1 pseudogene is annotated in these 259 nt (G+C 62.2%); it reads left to right on the plus strand.

Annotated features, from left to right (window positions below):
• Positions 1-54 precede the first annotated feature (54 nt).
• Positions 55-259 (plus strand): annotated as a pseudogene (gene istB / locus SB771_RS35415) (IS21-like element ISBcen13 family helper ATPase IstB); the annotation flags it as partial.

Below are 259 nucleotides of genomic sequence, written 5' to 3' on the forward strand. Positions count from 1 at the left end.
GTCGATCCAGCACCCGTTGTCCGTCTACCAGCAATTACTGACCGAGGTGCGCGCATGAACTTGCAGCAGGAACGCATCGACGGGCACTGCCAAAGCCTGAAGCTCGAGGGACTCATGCACCGATACGTCGCTCTGGCCAGCGACGCGGCGGCCAAGCAATGGAGGTTCCTCGACTTCCTCGAGAACGCGCTCGCGCACGAACGAGAGACGAGGCAAGTTCGTTCGCGGCAAACACTGGTGCGCATGGCCGGGTTTCCCG

It is taken from the genome of Burkholderia sp. SIMBA_051 (assembly GCF_046534915.1).
GTDB classification, from domain to species: domain Bacteria; phylum Pseudomonadota; class Gammaproteobacteria; order Burkholderiales; family Burkholderiaceae; genus Burkholderia; species Burkholderia ambifaria.